This window comes from Micromonospora sp. NPDC005553 (assembly GCF_042871765.1).
GTDB lineage: Bacteria > Actinomycetota > Actinomycetes > Mycobacteriales > Micromonosporaceae > Micromonospora.
In genome coordinates, this window is sequence record NZ_JBIAJD010000005.1 from 534,491 (window position 1) to 553,204 (window position 18,714).

Sequence of the window (18,714 nt, forward strand, 5' to 3'; positions counted from 1 at the left end):
GACCGATGGGGGCGTCGACCGCAGGCACCGTGATCTTCGATTTCGACGGTGTGCTGCTGCGCGGGGACGCATTCGGGCTGTTCCTGCGACGCACTGCTTTCGCGGGTGCCCGGCTGCCGCTCGCCGTCGCCGCGCTCGTCGTCCTCGCGCCCGTCGCCGCTCTTCCCGCCCTCCGTCCGTGGGCGGCGCGGTGGGTCAGCCGGATCGGCCTGGTGGGCCGGAACGCGGACGAGTTGCGGGCAGAGCTGGAACGCTTCGGTACGAACCTCGGTGCGGAACCCGGGCGGATGATCGAGCCCGGCCTGCGGATGATCCGTAGCCACCTCGCCGACGGCGACCGGGTCATCGTGGTGACCGCGTGCGAGCACACCCTGGCGCGCGCCGTGCTCGACGCGATCGGCCTCACCGAGGTCGAGCTCGTGGCCTCGCGCATTCGCGGGCCGAAACTGATAGTGCACAACCACGGGGCGACCAAGATGGCGCAGCTCGCCGGCCAGGGGGTGACGCCACCGTGGCGGGTGGCCTACAGCGACTCCCTGTCGGATCTGCCCATCCTCGACGCCGCCGAGCAGCCAGTGCTGGTCAACGCGACAACGCGTGAGGTCGCCCGGGCGCGGCGGCTCCTCGGCGCCCGGCTGACGACTGTCACCTGGTTGGGTGGCCGGGGCCCAGGGCACCCACCTCACACCGCTGGAGACGCCCGCCGATGAGAGGCCGCTACGACAACCTGACCCGCATCCGTGCTCTCGACCCGGAGCGCGACCACCTGGCCATCTACCAGACGATGCTGCGCTACGAGTTTCCGTGGGACATGAAGCTCGGGCTCAACCTCGCCTTCAACCGGTCGTTCTCCATCCCCGCCATCGCGGCCGTGCACACCGCCACCGGGGAGCTGACCGAACGCACCCAGAAGCGCATCGACGACACCGGTCTGCTGATGTACGAGATGGTGCTCAACGGCTTCGACCAGCCTCGGGGCCGCGAGGCGTTGCGGCGCGTCAACCAGATCCACCGCCCGTACGACATCAGCAACGACGACTTCCGCTACGTCCTCGGCTGCCTGGTCGTGATCCCCACCCGGTGGTTGCAGGAGTACGGCTGGCGCCCACCCTGCTGCCACGAACGTCACGCCACGTACCTGTTCTACCGGGAACTCGGTCGACGGATGGGCATCACCGACATCCCGGGGTCGTACGGCGAGTTCGAGACCTGGTTCGACGCGTACGACGCAGCTCACCTGCAACCGAACGACGACGCGGCGGCCATCGAACGCGCCACCCGCATGCTGATGCTCAACCGGATCCCCCGGACGCTCGCCCCACTGGGAAACGCGCTGGTCAGCGCCCTTTATGACGCGCCGCTGCGGCGCGCGACACGGGTCGACACGCCGACCTGGCCGGTCCGGGCGGGTGTGCACCTCGCCCTGCGGACGCGCTCGCTGTCGCAGCGGTGGTTCGGGGCACCACCGGCGACCGCGTTGTTCGCCGACGGGATCAGAACCAAGAGCTACCCCGACGGGTACGAGATCAGCCGGCTCGGCCCCCACCAGGACCGCGTGCGCGAGTAGCACGTCGTAGTGCCGGCGTCGGTGGCCGAGCAGCACTCCAGCCTCATCCCGCGACCGTATTCGGGTCAGCGGTAGGCGACTCCGCAGGCCGAGAGTTGTCCGACGTTGTTTGTCCGACCCCCAATGACCTTCCGGCCAACCAGCCGGCACCCCACGGTGGTCGTGGCACGAACCCAGTGCCCTCGCCCTACGAAAAACCGAGGGAGTTCTCATGAAGCGACGGTTCGCACGAGCATGTCTGGCGGTGGTGGCAGCGACGACGCTGTCAGTCACCGCCGGCGCCACGGCCGCGTACGCGGACCAGGGCTGGATCGGCAAGTGCTACCCGCACGCCTACGGCGGCTGGTGTGACGGCAACGGCCCGGACTGGACGTACGAGGGGTACGTCCGGTGCGCCGCCCAGTCCAGCGGCAGCAAGGACGAGGTCGGCGTGCGCCGCTGGGCCGGCGACCGTCGGGGCTCGACCGCCAAGTGCCAGCTGGGCACCTCGTACAAGTCCGGTGGCGTCAAGATCTTTCTCCGCGGCGAATTCAAGGACGCATACCCGGGCTAAACCCTGCAACGGAAGGAGTCCCTATGGGGACCCGAAAGAGAATGCTTCGTGGCCTGCTCGCCGTGGCTGTCGCGGCGATGTTCGGCTTCGCCGCGCAACCGGCGGCACCTGCTGCGGCGGCTGCCCCGAGGGCCAACTGCTACCTGACTGGCGACCAGCAGTTCGCGCAGTTCAGGGCACAGGTCAAGGCCTTCGAGAAGGAGGGCAGGCTGAGCCGCGACGTGGCCGCCGCAGTGACGTGCGACCCGCGCACCGCCCCGCAGTACTACACCTACGAGGTCAAGGTCGATCAGGTCGTGGCGCCAATGTGGCTGTCGGGCTGCAAGCAGAGCTCCAAGTGGACCATCACCTGGAGCCTGGGCGGCGAACTCGGCGGGCACAGCCAGAACCTGAACTTCTGCTGGAGCCAGGCCACCCACAAGGTGTCCGACTGGAACGGCATCTGCAGCGGCTACACCACCGGATGGGGCACGACGAACGGGTGGCGGTGGGAGGGCTGTAGCCGCGACACCTTCAACCCCTACACGATGGACGGCTACTACCCGGCCGGCATCCACCATTCGACACAGGGTCACTGGTCGAACCTGGTGCCGTGGACCACCGACATGTACCTCAACCTTGATATCTGGGGTCACTGGGACGGGACCTGCGACACCAAGTACAACTCCACCATCCGAAACTACTGCTGAGGCGTGGGTGGTGCCCCGGTGTCGGGGCACCACCCACGCGGTGCAGCGTGCGACGACGGGTCACATGACGGCCGACAGGGCGACGACGGCCGGTCGGCAGGAGTGCTCCCGGTCCGCCGACCGCCCGTTGAGGACAGTCGGCGGACCGGCTCTCAGCGGACGTCTGTGGTGGTCCAGCGTGGGGAGGCGTTGGTGACCGGGACGGTGTCGCCGACCAGCGTGGTCAGCGCCTGGGCGTCCCGCCGCGCACTCGTGCCGACCCACAGCTCGACGTCGCCCGGCTCCACCACCCGGGTGAACGTGCGGTCGGAGAAGGCCAGACGGGTGGTGGGCACCGTCAGCTCGACAGTGACGGACTGGCCCGGTTCCAGATGGACCCGCCGGTAGCCGAGCAGCTGCGCCACCGGCCGGGTCACCGAGGCGACCACATCGCGACCGTAGAGCTGGACCACGTCGTCGCCAGCGACCGCGCCGGTGTTCGTCACCCGCACGGTCACCTCCACCGCCCCGCTGGTGGGCGTCGTGCTGGGCACGGTGAGCTCGCTGTACGCGAATGTCGTGTAGGACAGGCCGTGGCCGAACGGCGCCACGGGCGTCGCCGGCAGGTTGGTCACCTCGTTGCCCGTACCGAGGGTGGGGTGCAGGTAGGAGTACGGCTGCGCGCCGGCCGACCGGGGCAGGCTGACCGGCAGCCGGCCCGACGGGTTGACCCGCCCGGAGAGCACCCCCGCGATCGCCCCGGCGCCCTCCTCGCCCGGGAAGAACGCCTGCACCACCGCCGCGCAGCGCGCGAGCGCCCAGCCGACCGCGTACGGCCGGCCGGTGACCAGCACGAGGACGACCGGTGTGCCGGTTGCCAACACCGCCTCGACCAGTTGGCGCTGGACGCCGGGCAGCTCCAGGTCCTCCCGGTCGCAGCCCTCGCCGACCGTGCCGCGTCCGAAGAGGCCGGCGTGGTCGCCGACGACCAGGACGGCCACGTCAGCGCCGGAGGCTGTGGCGACGGCCTCGTCGAAGCCGGACCGGTCGTCGTCGTCCACGTCGCAGCCACGTGCCCAGGTGACGAGATCGCCGCCGAACTCGGTCCGCACGGCGTCGAGCACGGTCGGCACGTCGATGCCGGTCTCCACGCCGGGGTGCTGGACGAGGACGTGGTTGAGGAATGAGTAGCACCCGAAGAGCGCGCTCTGCCGGTCGGCGTTCGGGCCGATGAGGGCCACCCGTCGCCCCGCGGGCAGCGGCAGCGCGTCCCGGTTGGCTACCAGCACGATCGATTCCTCGGCGAGCCGACGGGCGATCGACCGGTGCTCGGGCGAGTCGAGATCGATCGTCTGGGGCGGCTCGTCGTCGAAGGTCGCGTCGAGCAGACCCAGGTCCCGCTTCTGGCGCAGCACCCGCAGCACCGCGCGGTCGATCAGCGCCTCGTCGAGCTTGCCCGCCCGCACCGACTCCCCCAGCGTCAGGTAGGCGTCGCCGGTGGGCAGTTCGACGTCGAGACCGGCGGTCAACGCCTGCCCGGCCGCGTCGGCGTGATCGCTCGCCACGTGGTGCAGCAGGTTCAGGAACGCGACCCCGTAGTAGTCGGCCACCACAGTGCCGTCGAAGCCCCACTGGTCGCGCAGGATGCCGGTCAGCATCGTCGGGTCGGCGGCGACCGGCACCCCGTCGATCTCGGTGTACGAGTGCATGACGCTGCGCGCGTCGCCGTCGAGGATCGCCATCTCGAACGGGGGCAGCAGCACGTCGGCCAGTTCCCGGCGGCCGATGTGCACCGGGGCGAAGTTGCGCCCGGCGCGCGAGGCGGAGTAGCCGGCGAAGTGCTTGAGGGTGGCGTGCACCCCCTGCGACTGCAGGCCGCGCACGTACGAGGTGCCGATGGTGCCGACCAGGTACGGGTCTTCGGCGACGCACTCGTCGACCCGACCCCAGCGGGGGTCACGGATCACGTCGAGCACCGGAGAGAGCCCCTGGTGCACGCCCAGGGCCCGCATCGAGGCGCCGATCGCCGCGGCCATCTCGGTGACCAGTTCGGGGTTGAACGCGGCACCCCAGGCCAGCGGGGTGGGGAACGTGGCCGCCTTCCACGCGGACAGTCCGGTGAGGCACTCCTCGTGCACGATCGCCGGGATGCCGAGCCGGGTGCCGGTGACCAGGTCCCGTTGGAACTTCCACAACCAGGACGCGCGTTGCGCCGCGTCCAGTGGGCGGGTCCCGTAGGCGCGGGTGAGGTGGCCGAGCCCGTGCCGGGAGAAGTCCTCGAGCTTGGAGGAGTCGCCGAACTCGCCCTGCAACGGTGCGACCGCCTCGCCGTCCTCCTTCTCCCAGAAGCCGACGAGCTGGGCGATCTTCTCCTCGATCGTCATCCGGCCGAGGAGTTCGCGTACGCGGGCCTCGCCGTCGTGCCCGTCCGGTCGTCCGTGCTCCGGACCGGCCTGGGCCGGCACCGGCCCGTCCACCACCGCGTGGACCTCAGTCATGCTGTGCCTTCCTGTGGTTGTGCTCGTACCGCTGCCGCTCAGCCCTTGACCGCACCCTGCAGGCCACCGACGATCTGCTTCTCCGCGAGCGTGAAGAAGAGCAGCGCCGGCAGCATTGCCAGCGAGGTGAAGGCGAGTACGCCTGCCGTGTCGGTCGTGTACTGGCTGGAGAAGTTCTGCACACCCAGCGGCAGGGTGTGCAGGTTGACGTCGCTGAGGACGAGCAGCGGCAGCAGGAACGAGTTCCAGCTCGCCACGAACGCCAGGACGCCAACGGTGACGAGCGCGGGCCGCGACAGCGGCATCGCGACGCGCCAGAGGAAACCGAGCCGACTCGCACCATCGATGGCGGCGGCGTCCTCCAACTCTCGCGGAATGGCGGAGAGGAAGGGACGCAGGATCACGATCGTCAGCGGCAGTGAGAAGGCGACCTGCGGCAGGATCACCGCGTAGTAGGAGTTGATCAGGTTCAGGTCGCGCAGCATGAGGTAGAGCGGCAGGATCGCCGCCCCGGCCGGAAACAGCAGGCCGAGGGTGAAGAAGGTGTAGAGCCCTTCTCGCCCGCGGAACCGGTAGCGGGCCAGCACGAACGCGGCGGCCAGGCCGAGCACGACGACGGCGAGCGTGGTGCCGAGGGCGATGACCGCGCTGTTGAACGCCTGTTGCCAGAAGTTGCTCTGGGTCAGCACCCGGGAGTAGTTGTCCCAGACGAACGGGTCTGGCAGGCCGGCCGGGTCGGCGACGATCTGCGGGGTGGTGCGGAAACCGCCGATGACCACGTAGATGACCGGGGCGATCGACACCGCCGCGATCGCGAGGGCGAGCGCGTAGGTGAGTGGCGTGCCCCAGGAGACCTGGCGGCGTCCGGTGGACGGGGGGAGAACCGAGTTCACGGCCATCGTCACTTCGCCCTTCCGGTGATGGCGCCCTCGATGTCGCGGCGGAGCAGGAACCGCTGGAACAGCAGCGCCGCCACGAAGGAGATGACGAAGAGGATTACCGCCACGGCGTTGCCGTAGCCCCAGAGCCGGGCGAAGAACCCGTTGTCCACCATGTATGTCGCCATCGTGGCCGACGCGCCGAGGGACCGCACCGCGGGCACCGAGGTCACCCAGATCATGTCGAAGATCTGCAGTGAGCCGATCATGGACAGGAACATCCAGATCCGGATCGTCGGGCCGAGCAGCGGGATCGTGACGTGCCGTTGGATCTGCCACCAGCTCGCGCCGTCGATGGCGGCGGCCTCGGTCAGCTCGTCGGGCACATTGGACAGCCCGGCGAGGAGCAGGATGATGGCGAAGCCGACGTATTTCCAGGTGAGAACGGCCAACAGGGTCCAGATGACCACGTCCAGGTCCGCCAGCCAGGCCTGCACCAGGCCGCCCATTCCCAGGGACCGCAGCAGCGCGTCGACAGTGCCGTCGCCGGTGAGGAGCAACTTCCACATGATGCCGACCGTGACCTCGGCCAGCACGTACGGCACGAACACCAGGAGGCGGAACACGGCCCGCCCACGGAAGCGACGGTTGAGCAGCAGGGCGACGCCCAGGGCGATCGGCCCCTGGATCAGCAGCGACCCGAACACGATGATGGCGTTGTTGCGCAACGCGTCGAGGAAGATCGGATCCTGGAAGGCGAGGGTGTAGTTCCGCAGACCGACGAACTCGGTGGGCGGCCCGACCCCGCGCCACCGGAACAGGCTGTAGTAGACGGCGAAGCCCATCGGCACCAGCACGAACATCACGTAGATGGCGACGGCCGGCGCGGTCAGCCCGATGATCTCGTACCACTTGCGGCGGTTGTCGGCTCGGCGGGCGGAATCGCGCTCGGCCCGGCGGGGGCCCGCCGGCGACGCGGAAGCGCCGCCGGCGGGCATTTGGATCTGGTTGGCGGAGGTCACTTGCTTGCGGCCGCCTTCATTGCCGAGACGACCTTCTCAGGCGTCCCGCTGCCGGCGAAGATGGTGACGATCCCGTCGTTCATCGCGTTACCGATGGTGCTGCCGTAAGCCGTGTCCAGCCAGAGCTGGACGTAGCTCGCCCCGGAGGTGGCCTCCAGGATGGACTTCAGCGCGGGGTCCTTGACGGCGTCCGCTGCACCCTTGGCCACAGGCAGGCCGGTGCCGGTCTCGGCGTAGCCCTTCTGCACCTCGGGGCTCACGATGTACTTGAGGAACTCGACGCACTCGGACGGGGCGTTCTTGGAGCAGGAGAACCCGTCACCACCGCCGAGGGCCGCCTTCGGGTCACCCGGGGAACCGCTGATCGCCGGCACCGGGAACCAGCCGAGGAACGACGCGAGCTTCGTCTTGTCCGTGGCGACGGTGTCCAGCGTGCCGCGGTTCCAGTCACCCATGAGCTCCATCGCGGCCTTGCCGTTGGCGAGCATGCCGTTGGCGCTGGTCGGATCGTTCTGGCCCGGCGTGGCGATGAAGTTGGGCTGGAACGGCTTGGTGTCGATGAACGCCTTCAGGTCCTGACCGGCCTTCACGAAGCACGGATCGTCGAAGGTCTTCTCCGCGGACGCCTTCTTGAGGGTCTCGACCGAGCAGGCGCGCAGCGCCATGTTGTACCACCAGTGCGCGGCCGGCCACTTGTCACCGGCACCCACGGCGATCGGAATGACGTTGATCGCCTTGAGCTTGGTGACCGCGGCGTTGAGCTCCTCGAAGGTGGTCGGCGGAGCCGCGATGCCCGCTTGCGCGAACATCTCCTTGTTGTACCAGATGCCCTCGATACCCATCCGGAACGGCAGGCCGTACTGCTTGCCCTTCACCTGCCAGATCTCCGCGGCACTGCCGATGTCGCCGACCTCGGTCTTGGTCTGGTCGGTGATCTCCTTGAGGTAGTCGGCCTCCACCTGCTCGGCCATCTCGCCGCCGCCCCAGGCCTGGAAGATGTCCGGCGGGTCGCTGCTCAGCAGCGCGGCGGGGAGCCGGGTGCGCTGGAGCTGGTTCGTCTCGATCGCCTCGATCTCGATCTTGACAGTGGGGTGGAGGGCGGAGAAGTCCTTGGCGACCTTCTCCCAGTAGGTCTTGCCGGGCCCGTCCTGTGAGGCGTTGTGCCACCAGGTCAGGGTCACCGGGTCCTTGTACAGCTCGTTCTGAGGGGCCGCCTCTTCGCCGCCACCGCCACAGCCGGCGGTAACGAGAACACTTGTCATCAACAGTGCCAGGACGGCACTTGCACGCCGCTTCGTTGCCATAGATGTCTCCTCGACTGCTCAGTCGCGGTACTCGGCCTGCGGCGAAGTTTTACAGTCATGTAACTTGATGTCAATCGGTATCGATAACGTTTTCGAGTCGGTGACACCGCACCGGCGGCAGGGCCCTATCATCATCGACGTGGTGTTTCAGCAGCGCGTCAAGATGTCGGATGTGGCACGTACTGCCGGCGTCTCGGTCGCGACCGTGTCTAAGGTCGTCAACGGCCGCTACGGCGTGGCCCAGGCAACCGTGGAGCGAGTCCAGCAGGTCATCCACGAGCTCGGCTACGAGGCGAGCCTGGGGGCGCAGAGCCTGCGCAGCCACCGCACCAACGTGCTCGGCATCCTGGTCGCCGAGTTCGAGCCGTTCTCGACCGAGCTGCTCAAGGGGGCGTCGCAGGAGGTCGCCGGGAGCGGATACCAGCTGCTGGCCTACTCCAGTGGTGACGGCGAGGGCGCCGCCGTGGGGTGGGAGCGTCGCTCGCTCGCCCGACTCTCCGGCACACTCATCGACGGCGCTGTGATCGTCACGCCGACAGTGGTCGAGACCGAACACAGCTTCCACGTCGTGGCCGTCGACCCCCACACCGGCCCGTCCGACCTGCCCACCGTCGACTCGGACAACTTCGCCGGCGCCGTACTGGCGACCAACTACCTGCTGTCCCTCGGCCACACGCGCATCGGGCACATCAGTGGACGCACCGACCTGAAGTCCGCCCAGCTGCGTGAGGCCGGCTTCCGTAGTGCGATGGCCGAAGCTGGCGTGCCGGTGGACGAGCGGCTCGTCCGCGTCGGCGGGTTCCGGATCGAGAGCGCCGCCGGCACGGCCGCGGAGCTGCTCGCCCTCAGCGACCGACCGAGCGCGATCTTCGCGGGTAACGACCTCTCCGCGATCTCCACGATGACCGTGGCCCGCGACATGGGTCTGTCGGTGCCCGACGACCTGTCGGTGATCGGCTTCGACAACGTCCCGGAGTCGGCGCTGGTCAACCCGCCGCTGACGACCATCATGCAGCCCCTGCAACGAATGGGCGCCGAGGCGTTGCGCCTCCTCGTCGACCTGATCGCCGGCGTCGACCGCGACACCCACATCCGGCTCCCCACCGAGCTGGTCATCCGCTCCTCCTGTCGGCCGCTGCGCTGACCGTGAGGCTGGCGGGGTCGGCGCAGGCTCCCGACCCTCGCCGCGTCACGTGGGGGAACGCGACAGGGTGGCGGAACGTGAATCTCACCTAAGCCGACAATTTCTCCCCTAAGTTCGGTGCGCAGGACGCCGCCGAACCGGGGAGAGATGTGGACAGCTATCCGGCGATCGAGGATCACGGGCTCATCGGCGACCTGCAGACCGCCGCGCTGGTGACGTGCGACGGGACCGTCGACTGGTTCTGCGCGCCGCGGTTCGACTCACCGAGTATCTTCGCCGCCCTGCTCGACAAGGAAAAGGGCGGCTACTTCCAGATCGCGCCGCACGACGTGCGGTACGTGACCAAACAGCTCTACCTTCCCGGCACGCCCATCCTGATCACCCGGTTCATCAGCGCCGACGGGGTGGCCGAGGTCATGGACTTCATGCCGGTCACCGGCGAGCGGGCCACCGACGCGCATCGGCTGGTCCGGACCGTCACCATGGTCCGCGGCAGCATGCGCTTCCGGGTGGAGTGCCGCCCACGGTTCGACTACGCCCGGGAAGAGCATCAGCTTGAGCGCCACCACAACGGTTACGTCTTCCGAAGCCGGTCGGCGGCGTTGACGTTCCACCCGGTCGACCCGGTTCGGCGGTTGATCTCCGAACAGGGTGACGTCCACCTTGAGGGTGGCGACCTGGTCGCGTACGGCACGCTGAACGAGGGCGACACCGGCGGGGTGGTCCTGGAGACGGGTGGGGCCGAACCGCGCATCTTCGCGCCGGAAGAGATCCAGGGCATGTTCGAGTGGACCCGGGACTACTGGCGGCGCTGGCTCGAACGTTCCCGCTACACCGGCCGCTGGCGGGAGATGGTCGAGCGCTCGGCCATCACGCTCAAACTCATGACGTACGCGCCGACCGGCGCGATGATCGCCGCGCCCACCACCGCGCTGCCCGAGCTGGTCGGCGGCACCCGCAACTGGGACTACCGCTACACCTGGGTACGCGACACGTCGTTCTCCGTGCACGCGCTGCTCGGCCTCGGCTTCACCGAGGAGGTCAGCCGGTACATGAACTGGCTGGACGAGCGGATCCGCGAGGCCGGCGACCACCAGGACCCGTTGAAGATCATGTACCGGGTGGACGGCTCCTCCGACCTGCACGAGGAGGTGCTGGACCATCTGGAGGGCTACCGAGGCTCCCGGCCGGTACGGATCGGCAACGGCGCTGCCGACCAGCTCCAGCTCGACATCCACGGCGAGGCCCTCTACGCCATGCACCTCGCCGACGAGCAGGGCATCCGCGTCTCGCACCAGGTGTGGAAGAGCACCGTCCGACTGGTCGACTGGCTCTGCCACAACTGGGACCAACCCGACGCCGGCATCTGGGAGAGCCGCCACCACCCCCGCAACTACACCTTCGGTCGGGTGATGTCCTGGGTCGCGCTGGACCGGGCCATCCGGCTGGCCACCCGCACCGGTCGCCCCGGGGACATGGCCTGCTGGACCGACCAGCGCAACCGCATCTACAACCAGGTCATGGAGCGCGGATACGACCGGGCCCGCGGCACCTTCGTGCAGGCGTACGACGAGAACGTCCTGGACGCGGCACTGCTCGCCATGCCGGCGGTGGGTTTCGTCACGCCGAGCGACCCGCTGTGGCAGTCCACCCTGCTGGCGATCGAGCGTGAACTGGTCTCCGACAGCCTGGTCCACCGGTACGACCCGGTCCACTCCCCCGACGGCCTCCCGGGCCACGAGGGCACCTTCAACATGTGCACCTTCTGGTACGTCGAGGCGCTGGCCCGTTCCGGCCGCCTCGACGACGCCCGACTCACGTTCGAGAAGATGTTCACCTTCAGCAACCACCTCGGCCTCTACGCCGAGGAGATCGCCGCGACCGGGGAGCAGATCGGCAACTATCCCCAGGCGTTCAGCCACCTCTCACTGATCAACTCAGCGCTGACACTCAACGACCTGCTCGACAACGAGGCCGACGCCCGCCGCAGGCGGTAGCGCAGCATGTTCCGCCACCCCAGCGGAGCCAGCCGCGGGAAGGACTTGACGCACCCGAGTCCATCGCGCATCGTCGATATACATCGACCATCTCGAATGTATAGACGCGGGGAGAACCGATGAAGGCCTTCGTCACCACCGTCTCGGTTGCGGCACTGCTGCTCCTGGCCACCGGCGGCGCATCCCACGGCCAGCCAGCTGCCGACCCGCCCTGCACCGGGCAGATCCACCCGAACCCGGGGTTCGAGCGCGGCACCACCGGCTGGACGGCCGGCCCCCGCATCGTCGTGTTCGGCGACGCGACCCGACCGGCACACACCGGCAGCGCCTACGCCGCCTTCGCCGGGCTGGACGTGACGCGTACCGACCTGCTGCGCACCACCGTCACAGTGCCGGCCAACTGCAACTTGACGGTCAGCTTCTGGGTGCGGACCACCACCACGGAGACCAGCCGCGGCGACTACCTGAACGTCGGACTGGCGGTCACCGGGATACCCCCGAAGACGAGGTTCTCGCTAGCCTTCGACGGCGGAGCGCAGTGGCGGCAGTACGTGATGTCGAGCGGAACCGCCACGACCGAACGCACCGCGACGGCCAGCTTCCTCGCCAGCGAGACGGCCGGCAACGGGGCCACCGCCTTCGCCGTCGACGACGTGTCCTTCAGCTTGAGCTGACCTGCACGGGACAACCCTCGGCGCCGCGGTGACCGTCCTCGCGCCGCGGCAACCTCCGCCGACGTCTGCCGCAGGTCGGCTCAGTGGGGTTGAGCGGGCCATGTCACCACTCGGAATGCATCCGCAGAACAGATGGAGACCCGACTGTCAATACGATAAATGGAATTGGTGAGGCCACGAACGGCCCCGGAACTGCAAGGCATTGAGATTCCGATCTCTGCTGGCGGATTGCCTGGTCGGTGAGGGAAACAAACTCTATGCTTGCCGCCGAATGCGCTGCGGCTCATCCGGGCCGAGGGTTACCCCGATCCAAGGATTTGTGAATGCACCGGAAGTCTGCCCTGAGCATCGGCACCGCTGGCGTCGCCGAATCAGCACCTGGCGGCCAACTGCCGGCCTCCACCGCGGAGGGTGCCGCGCGACGATCCGCGGTCGCCGAGGAACAGGCATTTCTGGATTTGGCCACGGCCCGGCGCGACAGGCTGGTCGATCACCTACAGGTCGAGCTTTCGGCAGAGGCCCTGGACGCGTTGGAGCTGGCCCGGCAGCGCATGCTGCGCAAGCAGTACGACGAGCTACGGCGAGCAGAGGAAGGGCTGGTCTTCGGCCGCCTCGACGGCCTTGACGGCACTGTGCGCCACGTGGGCCGCGTAGGTCTTCGCGACGACGACGAAGGCACTGAGCCACTGCTGGTGGACTGGCGCGCTCCCGCAGCTCGGCCGTTCTACACCGCGACGGCTGTCGACCCACAGGGTCAGGCACGGCGCCGGCACATCCGTACGACAGGATCGGCCGTCGTCGGCGTGGACGACGAACCCCTCGACGGAAGTACGACTGCGGAACTCGTCGGCGAAGGCGCCCTACTGGCCGCTCTCGACCAGCGGCGCACCGGCCGCATGTCGACGGCGATCTCCACCCTGCAACGCGAACAGGACGACATCATCCGGGCTGAGGCGACCGGCCCACTGATCGTCCAGGGCGGTCCCGGCACGGGCAAGACCGTGGTTGCCCTGCACCGCGTCGCGTACCTGCTGTTCACCCACCGAAAGATGGCCGACCAGGCGGTCCTGGTCCTGGGTCCCTCGCCGCGGTTCCTCCAGTACATCGCCCAGGTGCTGCCCGCGCTCGGTGAGACCGCCATCGTCTCGGCGACCTGCGACACCCTGCTGGCCGACATCCACGTGGGCCGCGACGAGAGCCGGCATCTCGCCGAGATCAAGGGCCGCGCCCTCTGGCAGCCAACGCTCGAAAGCTACGTCGCGTCGCTGCTCCCCCGTCCACGCGAGCTGAAGCTGCGCTGGGAGGGCGAGTTCTACGTCATTCCGGCCGCGACCGTGGCGCAGGCGCTCGCCTCGGCGGTGCAGGGGCGTCCGTACCACCGGGCCCGCGCGGCGTTCGCCGAGCAGTTGCACCACCGTCTGGCCGATGTCGTCGCCGAACAGCGCGAGACGCTGATGGCGGAGATGGAGGAAGGCTTCGAGGACATCCTCGCCCGCGTCGACAAGGGCATGGCGCATGACCACTCCTTCACCGAGGCGTCCACCGGCAGCGACATCAACGGGTTGCTCTCCGAGGAGGAGGTCGAGGAGCTTCGCTGTCGTATCGCCGAGAACACCACCATCGCCCGGTTCATCGAGGCATGGTGGCCCACCCTCGATCCCGGAACCCTGCTGGGTGGCCTCCTGACCGACCGCACCCTGCTGGCCCGGTTCGCCCCGCAGCTGTCCCCCGAGGAGATCACGGCCGTCGCGGCCGAGCCCACCCCCTGGGCATCAAGCGACATCCCTCTTCTCGACGCCCTCGCCGACCTGCTCGGCGACGTCGACACCCCGCAACCACAGGGCGAGTTCCTCGCCGAACGTGCTCGCCGCCAGCGCGGCTGGGTGTACGGCCATGTCGTCATCGACGAGGCGCAGGAACTGTCCGAGATGCAGTGGCAGATGGTTCTCCGCCGTTGTCCCAGTCGCTCCATCACCGCCGTCGGCGACATCGACCAGGCCGAGGCAGCCCACCGGCACACCAGTTGGGCACAAGCGGTACGGGCTGCCTTCGGAGACCGCTGGACCGCCGCGGAACTGAGCATCTGCTACCGGACCCCGCGCGAGGTCATGGACCTCACCGAACCAGTCTTGAAGAAGGCTGGCAGCCACAACACTCCGCCACGAGCGGTGCGCTCCTCCGGCATCGCCCCCTGGGAGCGGACGATCACACCGGCTGAGCTCGCCGGCTCCGCAGCGGACGCAGTGCGACAGTTGCAGCAACGGTGGCACGGCGGCACGGTCGGCGTCATCGCTCCCGCGGAGCGCATCGCCACACTCCAAGCCGTGCTGAGTGATGTGCCAGTGCTCACCGCGACCCAGTCCAAGGGACTGGAATGGGACGCGACACTCCTCATCGACCCTCAGGGCATCGCCGCCGAACCGCGCGGTTGGAACGGCCTCTACGTCGCGCTCACCCGATGCACCCAGGAACTCGGACAGCTGACCCTCACTCAGCAGTCGCCGCGTCGTTCCGCTACGGAGGGCGTTTTCCCGATCCACTGCTGAGGCGCTGCCCGGTCGTGCGGGTCAGCCGCGTAGGCAGAAAGGATGGCCGGCCGGGTCGCGTAGGACGCGAAAGCGTTCCGGTGCGGGTTGTTGCTCTTCTTTGACGGCTCCGAGTTCGATCGCGCGCGCCTCGGCGTCATCGAGGTCATCGGGCTCGTCGACGGCCAGGTCGAAGTGGATCTGCTGTGATCGTTCGCCCGAGGGCCAGGTCGGTGGCCGATAGCCGTCGACGCGAACGGCACCGAGGTGCAGCGGACCCGCCTTGACCGCACAGAAGTCCGGGGTCTGGACCGCGACCTCACCATCCAGCATCGCCGCCCAGAAGCGGGCCAGGACGGCTGGGTCAGGGCATTCCAGGTTGATTGCAGCGATGTGAGCTACCGGCATGGATCCTCCAGTGGACGGGGTCGTTCGGGCCGACGGAGACCTACCCTAGCACCCAAAATGACGGTTCGCTCTTTTTTACGCCACGTCCGCGAGGATCCGGTCGGCACATTCGGACGCTGGTCGAGCCGACCATCCACGGATGGGCGAGAGCCGGTCGCGTCACCCTCGTCTTAGCCCTTGATGATCGCCATCAACGCGGTGGTGAACGGTGCGGGGTCCAGGTCGCCGCGGATCGCCAGTTGCAGGCTGTAGCTGACGCTGAGGGCCACGAACGCTTCGGCGATCTGCCCGGCCTGCGGGCGTCGGGCGTCGGGCACCAACTCGGCGATCGCGGCCCGCATGGCAGCGAGCTGTCGTTGCACAACGGCTGCCAGCAGGGGCGATATCGCGGCTTCGGCATAGATCTGGGCGACCAGCCGGGCATGGTGGGTGTCCCGGGCCCGGGCCCGGACATGCTCAAGGAAACCTCCCACAGCCTCGGCGGTGAGCGCCCTCGGCAGCGCTTCGGTTCCTTGCTCGCAGACCGCGATGACGATCTCGTCCTTGCTCGTGAAGTACCGGTAGATGGCTCCGTTGGAGAGCCCGGACTCGGTGACGATGTGGGCCATCGACGTGTGAGCGAAGCCGTGACTGGCGAACCGAGCCCGGGCGGCGTCCACGATCTGCTGGCGGCGAGCGTCGAGATGAGCTTGACTGACCCTGGGCATAAAAGAGTGACCCCTCGCTTTATTTGCTACCGTCGGAAGCCTACCTCGTCGCACCGAACCTCAGGAGCTTCCATGCGCTACCAGACCTTTGGCCGTCTGACCGGACTGCGTGTTTCGGAGTACGCGCTCGGGACGGCGAACTTCAGCACGTCGAACACCGGCGCCGGGCCCGAGGCTTCACGACAGATCTTCGAGGCCTTCGTCACCGCCGGCGGCACCACGTTCGACAGCTCCAACCTGTACCAGGATGGACAGGCCGAAACCGTGCTCGGTGGGCTGCTCGGACCGCGGCGGGCCGACTTTGTGATCATCACCAAGTACAGCGGGACCAGGCAAGCTCAGCCCCGCCCTGGCACGACCGGTAACAGCCGCAAGATCATGGTCCGGTCCCTCGAAGCGAGTCTGCGCCGCCTCGGCACCGACTACGTCGACGTCTTCATGCCGCACTTTCCCGACGGCGTCACGCCGATCGAGGAGATCCTGGCCGGGTTCGACGACCTGATCCGCTCCGGCAAGATCCTGCACGGCGCCCTGTCCAACTTCCCGGCCTGGCGGGTCGCCGGCGCCGCGGTCCGCGCCGACCTGCGCGGCCTGGCTCCCCTGGTCGGCATTCAAACGGAATACAGCCTGGCCGAACGATCCGCCGAGCGGGAGCTACTGCCGATGGCGCAGGCCCACGGTCTGGGCATGGTCCTGTACTCCCCGCTGGCCGGCGGACTGCTCACCGGCAAATATCGGCAGGGTGAACAAGGCAGGCTGACCGTCCGGGGCGACGCGATCGAGGGCAGCACCCAGCGCACCGCCATCGTCGACGCCGTCCTGGCGATTGCCGAGGAACTCAACGTCAGCGCGGTCCAGGTGTCGCTGGCCTGGCTGCGTCGCCGGGCCGCACTGGCCCCCACGGCCCTGATCCCGATCGTCGGCCCGCGCACCGTGACCCAGTTGGAGGAATACCTGAAGTCTCTCCAACTCGACCTTGGCGACCAGCACTACCGACACCTGGACGAGGTCAGCGCGATCCCGCTGGGAACCCCACACGAGGACGTCACCGCCGCACTGAATCACGGCTTCGACGGTGACCGCGCACTGCTCGACCCTCCCCCCGTTTCCGTCATCTAGCGCTGCCGGTGTCCGCCGCCCATCAGTGATCATTGAGCGGTGACGACCCCTGCGGCGCCGCCGGCCGACTTCGGCGCGTTCTCATGACCGTTCCGAGAACACCGTCGGCAGACGGCAGGTCATCACACGCATCCAAGCGTTCCGCGACGAGCTTCTCGCCGCGCGCATACCCCGCGCCTTCCCGCACTGATCGCCCGGACGGCGGCAGGTGCGGGTGGGTACGGGGTCCTACTGTCCTCTCCGTGGACGCCAAGACCGAAGAGTTGCGAGCCGCGCACGACGTCCTCGCCGAGCTCTATGCGGAACGCCTGAATGACGCCCTGGATCGCATGCCCGCGGAGAGAGCCGTCCTCGACCTGTTCTGTGTACTGGCGCTTGCCACGGGGCTGGGCACCAACATCGGCGACATCGGCTGCGGATCGGGGCGCCTCGCGCCCTACCTGGCGGCCAAGGGCCTGACGCCCTGGGGAGTCGACCTCTCACCCGAGATGATCCGCGTGGCCCGCCGTGACCATGCGGCTTACCGATTCGACGTCGCCGACCTGCGTGAGCTGCCCTTCGAGGACGCGTCGCTGGTAGGCGCGGTTTGCTGGTACTCCCTCATCTTCTTGGCACCGGACGACCGACAAGTGGCCTTTGGCGAGCTGTACCGCGTTATCAAGCCGGGCGGCTATCTGGTGACCGCTTTCAAGGCCGGGAGCAGTCAGGTCCGACGCGCGGGACGCAGCGCCAACCTTGGCGTCGAGTTCGACCTCTACTGGCAGACCCCTCGGGAGGCGGAACAGAGCTGCACCGACGCCGGCTTCACAACCGTGTTCTGGGGTGGCGTCCCCGCCGATGGACCGGACAGCCCTGGCCAGGGGTTTCTTCTCGCCCAGAAACCTGTCGCTCAGGCACCGCGTTGACGACGCCGGCAGTCAAGAGTGGCCCTGACCGCCTTCGGCACAGACCCTAGCGGGCCAGGCGGTCCAACAGCTCGCCGAGCAGCGCGTGTTCGCCAGGGGTGAGGTCGCCCGGGTCGTTGCCGACCAGCGCACGCAGCGTCAGTGCGGCGCTCGCACGAGTCTCGGGGGCTTCGCCGGGGGCCATGCGCAGGACTCCGGCCAGCGCGGCCTCGCGGACGCGTCCGGACAGCCCGAGATCCGGGTCCGGTTGGCTGATCAAGGTGAGCGTGATGCCGACGTTGGCGGCCAACACCTGTTCGGCGGCATCGGCCGCCGGCACCTTGAGCAGGCCCCGGGCGGCGGTTAACCGCTCGCGCAGCGCGGCGTGCGCGGGGGCGGTGACGGCGCACGGCTTTCCTGGCTGGGCGCGGCCGTAAAGCAGCCCGTAGAACGACGGGTGCTCCAGCCCGAACTGCACGTGCCTGTTCCAGCCCTCGCGCAGGTCGTCCAGCGGGTCGCCGGAGCTCTCGACCGCGGTGTACTGGGTGAAGCCGTGGCTTGCCACGGCGTCGATCAGGCCCTGCTTGCTGCCGAAGTGGTGGTACAGCGTCGGGGCCTGCACCCCGGCGCGATCGCACACCGCCCTCGTGGACACCGTGCCGCCGCTCTCCAGCAATTCCGCCGCGGCGAGCAGGAGTCGATCCCGTGCGTTCTGCATGCTTGCTACATTACCTCATGTAGCACTACATTGCTTTCTATAGCGAGA

17 protein-coding genes are annotated in these 18,714 nt (G+C 68.4%); 10 read left to right on the top strand and 7 right to left on the bottom strand.

Features of this window, described 5'->3' with window-relative positions:
• Positions 1 to 29: 29 nt before the first annotated feature.
• The 4 genes from ACFYPG_RS23285 (at position 30) to ACFYPG_RS23300 (ending at position 2,809) form a co-directional block, all read left to right on the top strand.
• Positions 30 to 710 carry a haloacid dehalogenase-like hydrolase gene (locus ACFYPG_RS23285; protein ID WP_387353845.1) on the top strand — a complete coding sequence of 227 codons (681 nt, stop codon included), beginning with the start codon at positions 30 to 32 and terminating at the stop codon, positions 708 to 710.
• The gene (locus ACFYPG_RS23290) at positions 707 to 1,567 is read left to right on the top strand and encodes an oxygenase MpaB family protein (protein ID WP_387353846.1); all 861 of its coding nucleotides are present in this window, start codon (positions 707 to 709) and stop codon (positions 1,565 to 1,567) included. The genes ACFYPG_RS23285 and ACFYPG_RS23290 overlap by 4 nt, the downstream gene beginning before the upstream one ends.
• Positions 1,568 to 1,778: 211 nt before the next feature.
• Positions 1,779 to 2,120: a hypothetical protein gene (locus ACFYPG_RS23295; RefSeq protein WP_355008555.1), complete on the top strand. Its 342-nt coding sequence runs from the start codon at positions 1,779 to 1,781 to the stop codon at positions 2,118 to 2,120.
• 23 nt (positions 2,121 to 2,143) lie between these two features.
• Positions 2,144 to 2,809 carry a hypothetical protein gene (locus tag ACFYPG_RS23300; protein WP_387353847.1) on the top strand — a complete coding sequence of 222 codons (666 nt, stop codon included), beginning with the start codon at positions 2,144 to 2,146 and terminating at the stop codon, positions 2,807 to 2,809.
• Positions 2,810 to 2,961: 152 nt separating this feature from the next.
• Here the strand turns inward: ACFYPG_RS23300 and ACFYPG_RS23305 are convergent, their stop codons facing one another.
• The 4 genes from ACFYPG_RS23305 to ACFYPG_RS23320 are packed head-to-tail and all read right to left on the bottom strand — an operon-like array spanning position 2,962 to position 8,448.
• Entirely contained in the window at positions 2,962 to 5,286 is a 2,325-nt protein-coding gene (locus tag ACFYPG_RS23305; RefSeq protein WP_387353848.1) for a glycoside hydrolase family 3 N-terminal domain-containing protein, read from the bottom strand.
• Between the two features lie 38 nt (positions 5,287 to 5,324).
• Positions 5,325 to 6,185 (bottom strand): carbohydrate ABC transporter permease, encoded by an 861-nt coding sequence (locus tag ACFYPG_RS23310; RefSeq protein ID WP_355008552.1) that lies wholly within the window; start codon positions 6,183 to 6,185, stop codon positions 5,325 to 5,327.
• Positions 6,186 to 6,187: 2 nt separating this feature from the next.
• Positions 6,188 to 7,186, bottom strand: a complete 999-nt coding sequence (locus ACFYPG_RS23315) for a sugar ABC transporter permease (RefSeq protein WP_355008551.1) — start codon at positions 7,184 to 7,186, stop codon at positions 6,188 to 6,190.
• Entirely contained in the window at positions 7,183 to 8,448 is a 1,266-nt protein-coding gene (locus tag ACFYPG_RS23320) for an extracellular solute-binding protein (protein WP_387353849.1), read from the bottom strand. Before ACFYPG_RS23320 ends, ACFYPG_RS23315 begins: the two co-directional genes overlap by 4 nt.
• A 181-nt stretch (positions 8,449 to 8,629) precedes the next feature.
• On the opposite strand from ACFYPG_RS23320, the gene ACFYPG_RS23325 reads away from it, so the two are divergent.
• The 4 genes from ACFYPG_RS23325 (at position 8,630) to ACFYPG_RS23340 (ending at position 14,851) form a co-directional block, all read left to right on the top strand.
• Positions 8,630 to 9,634, top strand: a complete 1,005-nt coding sequence (locus tag ACFYPG_RS23325; protein ID WP_357227031.1) for a LacI family DNA-binding transcriptional regulator — start codon at positions 8,630 to 8,632, stop codon at positions 9,632 to 9,634.
• Positions 9,635 to 9,783: 149 nt separating this feature from the next.
• Positions 9,784 to 11,631 carry a glycoside hydrolase family 15 protein gene (locus ACFYPG_RS23330; RefSeq protein WP_355008548.1) on the top strand — a complete coding sequence of 616 codons (1,848 nt, stop codon included), beginning with the start codon at positions 9,784 to 9,786 and terminating at the stop codon, positions 11,629 to 11,631.
• Positions 11,632 to 11,750: 119 nt separating this feature from the next.
• Complete coding sequence (locus ACFYPG_RS23335) at positions 11,751 to 12,305, top strand: hypothetical protein (RefSeq protein ID WP_387353850.1); 555 nt, start codon at positions 11,751 to 11,753, stop codon at positions 12,303 to 12,305.
• A gap of 323 nt (positions 12,306 to 12,628) precedes the next feature.
• On the top strand, positions 12,629 to 14,851 hold the full coding sequence (locus ACFYPG_RS23340; protein ID WP_387353851.1) for a HelD family protein: 2,223 nt from the start codon (positions 12,629 to 12,631) through the stop codon (positions 14,849 to 14,851).
• Between the two features lie 21 nt (positions 14,852 to 14,872).
• On the opposite strand, the gene ACFYPG_RS23345 is transcribed toward ACFYPG_RS23340, so the two are convergent.
• Entirely contained in the window at positions 14,873 to 15,238 is a 366-nt protein-coding gene (locus tag ACFYPG_RS23345; protein ID WP_387353852.1) for a VOC family protein, read from the bottom strand.
• A 170-nt stretch (positions 15,239 to 15,408) separates the two neighbouring features.
• Positions 15,409 to 15,846 (bottom strand): TetR/AcrR family transcriptional regulator, encoded by a 438-nt coding sequence (locus tag ACFYPG_RS23350; protein ID WP_387353853.1) that lies wholly within the window; start codon positions 15,844 to 15,846, stop codon positions 15,409 to 15,411.
• A 6-nt stretch (positions 15,847 to 15,852) separates the two neighbouring features.
• Here ACFYPG_RS23350 and ACFYPG_RS23355 point away from each other — a divergent pair, with 6 nt between their 5' ends.
• Both ACFYPG_RS23355 and ACFYPG_RS23360 read left to right on the top strand, forming a co-directional pair.
• On the top strand, positions 15,853 to 17,064 hold the full coding sequence (locus ACFYPG_RS23355) for an aldo/keto reductase (RefSeq protein ID WP_387353854.1): 1,212 nt from the start codon (positions 15,853 to 15,855) through the stop codon (positions 17,062 to 17,064).
• 242 nt (positions 17,065 to 17,306) lie between these two features.
• A complete protein-coding gene (locus tag ACFYPG_RS23360; protein WP_387353855.1) occupies positions 17,307 to 17,969 on the top strand; it encodes a class I SAM-dependent methyltransferase in 663 nt (220 codons plus the stop codon).
• Positions 17,970 to 18,015: 46 nt separating this feature from the next.
• On the opposite strand, the gene ACFYPG_RS23365 is transcribed toward ACFYPG_RS23360, so the two are convergent.
• Positions 18,016 to 18,666, bottom strand: a complete 651-nt coding sequence (locus ACFYPG_RS23365; RefSeq protein ID WP_387353856.1) for a TetR/AcrR family transcriptional regulator — start codon at positions 18,664 to 18,666, stop codon at positions 18,016 to 18,018.
• Positions 18,667 to 18,714 lie beyond the last annotated feature (48 nt).

Excerpts from the sequence above, each read along its gene's own strand:
- ACFYPG_RS23290 (WP_387353846.1), top strand. The coding sequence starts at position 707 with ATGAGAGGCCGCTACGACAACCTGACCCGCATCCGTGCTCTCGACCCG.
- ACFYPG_RS23295 (WP_355008555.1), top strand. The coding sequence starts at position 1,779 with ATGAAGCGACGGTTCGCACGAGCATGTCTGGCGGTGGTGGCAGCGACG.
- ACFYPG_RS23300 (WP_387353847.1), top strand. The coding sequence starts at position 2,144 with ATGGGGACCCGAAAGAGAATGCTTCGTGGCCTGCTCGCCGTGGCTGTC.
- ACFYPG_RS23305 (WP_387353848.1), bottom strand. The coding sequence starts at position 5,286 with ATGACTGAGGTCCACGCGGTGGTGGACGGGCCGGTGCCGGCCCAGGCC.
- ACFYPG_RS23310 (WP_355008552.1), bottom strand. The coding sequence starts at position 6,185 with ATGGCCGTGAACTCGGTTCTCCCCCCGTCCACCGGACGCCGCCAGGTC.
- ACFYPG_RS23320 (WP_387353849.1), bottom strand. The coding sequence starts at position 8,448 with ATGACAAGTGTTCTCGTTACCGCCGGCTGTGGCGGTGGCGGCGAAGAG.
- ACFYPG_RS23335 (WP_387353850.1), top strand. The coding sequence starts at position 11,751 with ATGAAGGCCTTCGTCACCACCGTCTCGGTTGCGGCACTGCTGCTCCTG.
- ACFYPG_RS23340 (WP_387353851.1), top strand. The coding sequence starts at position 12,629 with ATGCACCGGAAGTCTGCCCTGAGCATCGGCACCGCTGGCGTCGCCGAA.
- ACFYPG_RS23345 (WP_387353852.1), bottom strand. The coding sequence starts at position 15,238 with ATGCCGGTAGCTCACATCGCTGCAATCAACCTGGAATGCCCTGACCCA.
- ACFYPG_RS23350 (WP_387353853.1), bottom strand. The coding sequence starts at position 15,846 with ATGGCCCACATCGTCACCGAGTCCGGGCTCTCCAACGGAGCCATCTAC.
- ACFYPG_RS23365 (WP_387353856.1), bottom strand. The coding sequence starts at position 18,666 with ATGCAGAACGCACGGGATCGACTCCTGCTCGCCGCGGCGGAATTGCTG.